This is a genomic window from Nocardiopsis sp. RV163, from assembly GCF_001029525.1.
Lineage (GTDB): Bacteria > Actinomycetota > Actinomycetes > Streptosporangiales > Streptosporangiaceae > Nocardiopsis > Nocardiopsis dassonvillei.
Genome location: NZ_LEKI01000274.1, coordinates 1 through 3,900 on the forward strand (window position 1 = coordinate 1; position 3,900 = coordinate 3,900).

Annotated in this window: 4 protein-coding genes and 1 pseudogene; 3 read left to right on the plus strand and 2 right to left on the minus strand. The window is 75.4% G+C overall.

Annotated elements, in window-relative coordinates; translation table 11 throughout:
• Positions 1 to 203: pseudogene (locus ABD54_RS27610) on the minus strand (serine/threonine protein kinase); the annotation flags it as partial.
• Between ABD54_RS27610 and ABD54_RS25835 the strand changes: the two are divergent.
• The 3 genes from ABD54_RS25835 to ABD54_RS25845 are packed head-to-tail and all read left to right on the plus strand — an operon-like array spanning position 172 to position 3,469.
• A complete protein-coding gene (locus tag ABD54_RS25835; protein ID WP_047872157.1) occupies positions 172 to 1,779 on the plus strand; it encodes a serine/threonine-protein kinase in 1,608 nt (535 codons plus the stop codon). The pseudogene ABD54_RS27610 and the gene ABD54_RS25835 sit on opposite strands and share 32 nt — an antisense overlap.
• Before the next feature lie 29 nt (positions 1,780 to 1,808).
• The gene (locus tag ABD54_RS25840) at positions 1,809 to 2,210 is read left to right on the plus strand and encodes a hypothetical protein (protein ID WP_047872158.1); all 402 of its coding nucleotides are present in this window, start codon (positions 1,809 to 1,811) and stop codon (positions 2,208 to 2,210) included.
• A 20-nt stretch (positions 2,211 to 2,230) separates the two neighbouring features.
• Positions 2,231 to 3,469, plus strand: a complete 1,239-nt coding sequence (locus ABD54_RS25845; protein ID WP_047872159.1) for a sulfotransferase — start codon at positions 2,231 to 2,233, stop codon at positions 3,467 to 3,469.
• A 76-nt stretch (positions 3,470 to 3,545) separates the two neighbouring features.
• Here ABD54_RS25845 and ABD54_RS25850 read toward each other — a convergent pair whose 3' ends face one another.
• Positions 3,546 to 3,872: a hypothetical protein gene (locus ABD54_RS25850; RefSeq protein WP_235432203.1), complete on the minus strand. Its 327-nt coding sequence runs from the start codon at positions 3,870 to 3,872 to the stop codon at positions 3,546 to 3,548.
• Positions 3,873 to 3,900 lie beyond the last annotated feature (28 nt).

Below are 3,900 nucleotides of genomic sequence, written 5' to 3' on the forward strand. Positions count from 1 at the left end.
TAGGCGCTGAGCGTCATGCCCCGCACCAGCGGGGTGACCAGCCACGGCCGTTCGGCCTCGGTGTCGGCGGCCAGCAGCGGCACGGCGCAGGCGCCGCCCGCCCGGCGCAGGAGTTCCACCTCGCGGGCGAAGCGTGCCCGGAACTCCGGGTCGGCGGAGTACTCGGGGTGGATGAGCTTGACCGCGACCGAACTGACCTCCACCGACCCCGCGCGCATCGGCCCCTACCGGCCGCTCAGGCGCCTGGGCTCCGGAGGCATGGGCGTCGTGTACGCGGCCCGTGACCAAGGCGGTGCCCTGGTCGCGGTCAAGCTCATCCACCCCGAGTACTCCGCCGACCCGGAGTTCCGGGCACGCTTCGCCCGCGAGGTGGAACTCCTGCGCCGGGTGGGCGGCGCCTGCGCCGTGCCGCTGCTGGCCGCCGACACCGAGGCCGAACGGCCGTGGCTGGTCACCCCGCTGGTGCGGGGCATGACGCTCAGCGCCTACATGCGCAAGAACGGCCCGCTGGGCGAACAGCTACTCCTCGGCCTGGCCGCCGGGGTGGCCGAGGCGCTCGCCCAGATCCACGAGGTCGGCATCGCCCACCGCGACCTCAAACCCGCCAACATCGTGCTGTCCCCGGAGGGCCCCCGCGTCCTGGACTTCGGTGTGGCCCGCGCGATCGACCAGACCGCGCTGACCCGCACCGGGTCCGTGCTGGGCTCACCCGGCTGGATCAGCCCGGACCACTACCGGGGCGCGCCCGCGAGCACGGCCGACGACATCTTCGCCTGGGGCGCGCTGGTCTCCTACGCGGCGACCGGGCGCCCGCCCTTCGGCACCGGCGACCCGGCCGCCGTCGCCCACCGGGTGATCAGCGGCGAACCGGACACGGAGGGCTTCAGCGGACCCCTCGCCGACCTGGCCGCCCGTGCGCTCAGCAAGGAGGCGTCCGAGCGGCCGACGGCGCTGGAGCTGGTCAGCGGGGTGGTCGCCGCTGGCAACCCGGGGCGCTCCTACGCCCCCGTGGAGTCCGCCGCGGCGGCGGGAGGCGTCATGGCCGCCGTGGTCGACCACACCTGGCAGGGCGTGCAGGCCGCCCCCGAGCGCGAGTTCGCGGTGGCCCCCGAGCGCGGCTCCGGCGGCTCCGGCAGGGTGCTGGCCCTGGTCGGCGCCGCCCTGGGCGCCCTGGTCCTGCTCGCGGGGCTGGGATTCGGCGGTGCGGCCCTGGCCGCCAACTGGGACTCCCTGCCCATGGCCGCCTGGTTCGGTGACGAGCCGGACGACGCGGCCGAAGCGCTGCAGACCGCGGAGGAACGGCGGCGCCCCGGGCCGGTGGGCCAGGAGCCGCAGGAGAGCGCCCCGCCCTCCGACGACCCCTCCGGGGAACCCTCCGAGGAGGCCTCCGAGAGCGGGGAGGACGAGGAGGGCACCGACGGCGGGCCCACCACCACGACGGCCACCGTGGGCGCCGGGGTGGGCGCGGGCGGAACACGCCCGCCGGGCGAGCACGTCGTGGCCTTCCGGCCTTCCGGCGGCTCGGGGCAGTACGGCGTGCTCGACGGCGCCACCGTGGTGTGCGCGTGGAGCTTCTGCCAGAGCCAGGGCGGATCGGTGGGCGACGGCGGCGCCGGTTCGGTCCCCTCCAGCCCCTCGGCCCTGACCGGCTACGTCAACCAGGGAAGTCGCGTCATCACCGCCGAGGTCACCTACACCACCGGCGCCGACGGCACCGTCACCATCACCCGCCTGGTGGAGCGGCACAGCACCAGCGGTACGGGCACCCCGCCGTGGTAGGGGCCGGAACTCGAAACGACGGGAGAGACATGCCGAAGACCCTCGTACGCGGGGCCGCAGCCGTGGCCGGCCTCGCACTGACCATGGCGGTGGCCGCCCCCGCGCCCGCCACGGCCGCCTCCTACGGCGGCCAGTGCGGGAGCGGATACGGGGTGGTCAACGAGGCCTCCGTCAACGGAGGCACCGTCTTCCTCACCTACAACAACTCCAACGGCCGCAACTGCGTCGTCGTGGTGCGGTCCGACCCGGGCGGCGCCGTCAACATGGACGCGGCCCTCAAACGCAGCGACTCCACGTCCTGGGACACCGACCCGGGCGACTGGACGGAGTACGCGGGCCCGGTCTACGCCGACGCCGCCGGCCACTGCGTGGACTGGGGCGGCGCGGTCGGCGACGAGTGGGTCCTTCGCAACGGCACCAACTGCGGCTGACACGACAGGAGAGGGCGCTTGTGAACGTGCACCACCCGTGGTGGATGAACCCGGTCAACACCCTGCTCAAACCCTTCGACCAGAGCCTGGGAGCCGCCGAGGGCGCCTTCGACGCCATGCTGGCGGAGGCCTCCGCCAGCAGCGGGCTCCCCTGGCCCTCCGACGAACCCTTCCTCTCGGACATGCGCGTGCTCCACGACGCCTGGCAGGCGGTGCCCGGCGTCACCCCCATCGGCCGGATCGGCCTGCGGGGCGAGGTCCGGCGGCGACTGGAGACGCGCCTGCGCATGCTCCACCTGCTCGACGCCAACCCGGAGGTCGCGGCCCAGCCCGTCGAGCGGCCGGTGTTCATCACCGGGCTGCCCAGGACGGGCACGACGTTCGGCCACGGCCTCCTGGCCCAGCACGTCCGGGCCCGCGCCCCGCGGCTGTGGGAGATGCTGAGCCCGGTCCCCGACACGGGCAGGCCCGGAGAGCGCACCGTGAGCAGGCGCGAGCGCCTCGCGCTGGCGCGGAGGCTGGTCCGGGGCATGGACGCCATGGGGCCGGGGTTCCAGACCATCCACCCCATGCACCCGCTCGAACCCGAGGAGTGCGTCTTCCTCCTGCCGCACGGGATGTTCTTCCACGTCCGCGCCGCCTCCCCGGACTACCGCGCCTGGGTCGAGGGGCGCGACGCCACCCCCGACTACGCCTACCTCAAACAGCAGCTCCAGGCGTTGCAGTGGAAGCGTCCCGCGCGGCGCTGGGTGCTCAAGTCCCCCCTGCACCTGTTCAACCTCGACGCCCTGCTCGACGTCTTCCCCGACGCGGTGGTCGTCATGACCGACCGCGACCCGGTACGGGCCATGGCGTCGTGGGCCAGCCTGACCGAGGCCTCGATGCACATCCACAACAGCGACGTGGACCCGCACTGGATCGGCCGCGAATGGCTGGGGATCTGGGCGGCGGGTGCCGAGCGGGCCCGCCGCGTGCGCCGCGAGCACGGCCCGGAGCGCTTCCTGGACCTGCCCTACCGCGAGTTGACGTCCGACCCGCTCGGGGCGGCCGAGCGCGTCTGGAGCAGCCTCGGCGAGGACTTCGACTCCGACACCCGGGCCCGCGCGCTGGCCTACACGCGCGCGGACCGGCGCACGAACCCGGGCGGCCACCGGTACAGCCCGGAGTACTACGGCCTCACCGCCGAGGAGGTGCACGCGGCGTTCGGTCCGGACCTGACGGGCGCCGGGGCGGCCCGCGCCCGAGGGGGCGGGGACTGAGGAACCGCGTCCGCGCCCTCGCGGCGGCCGTCCGGACGGCCGCCGCGAAGGCGCGGTGTCAGCGCGCCGCTCGGTGTCAGCCCGCCGTGCGGCGCGGTGGCCGCCGTGACCACCAGACCGCCGTCCACGCGGCCAGGCCCAGCCCGCCGCCGGTGACCGCCCCGACGAGCAGGCACCGTACGAGGTCGTAGTCGCTCGCCTGCGCGCGGTCGGACAGGCCGCCCGCCACGGCGCCCGCCACCGCGCACACGGCGAGGGCGGACAGGACCAGGACGCGCACGCGGTCGCCGGGGACGGGCCCGGAGCGCTCACCCGCCTCCCGGCCCGCGCTCCCGGTGCCCGCTCGGCGGGCGCGCTCGCGGTGGACCCACCAGGCCAGGGCGGCCAGGCCGCTGCTGAGCACCCCGGTGGCGGGCCCGCACCTGCTCTAC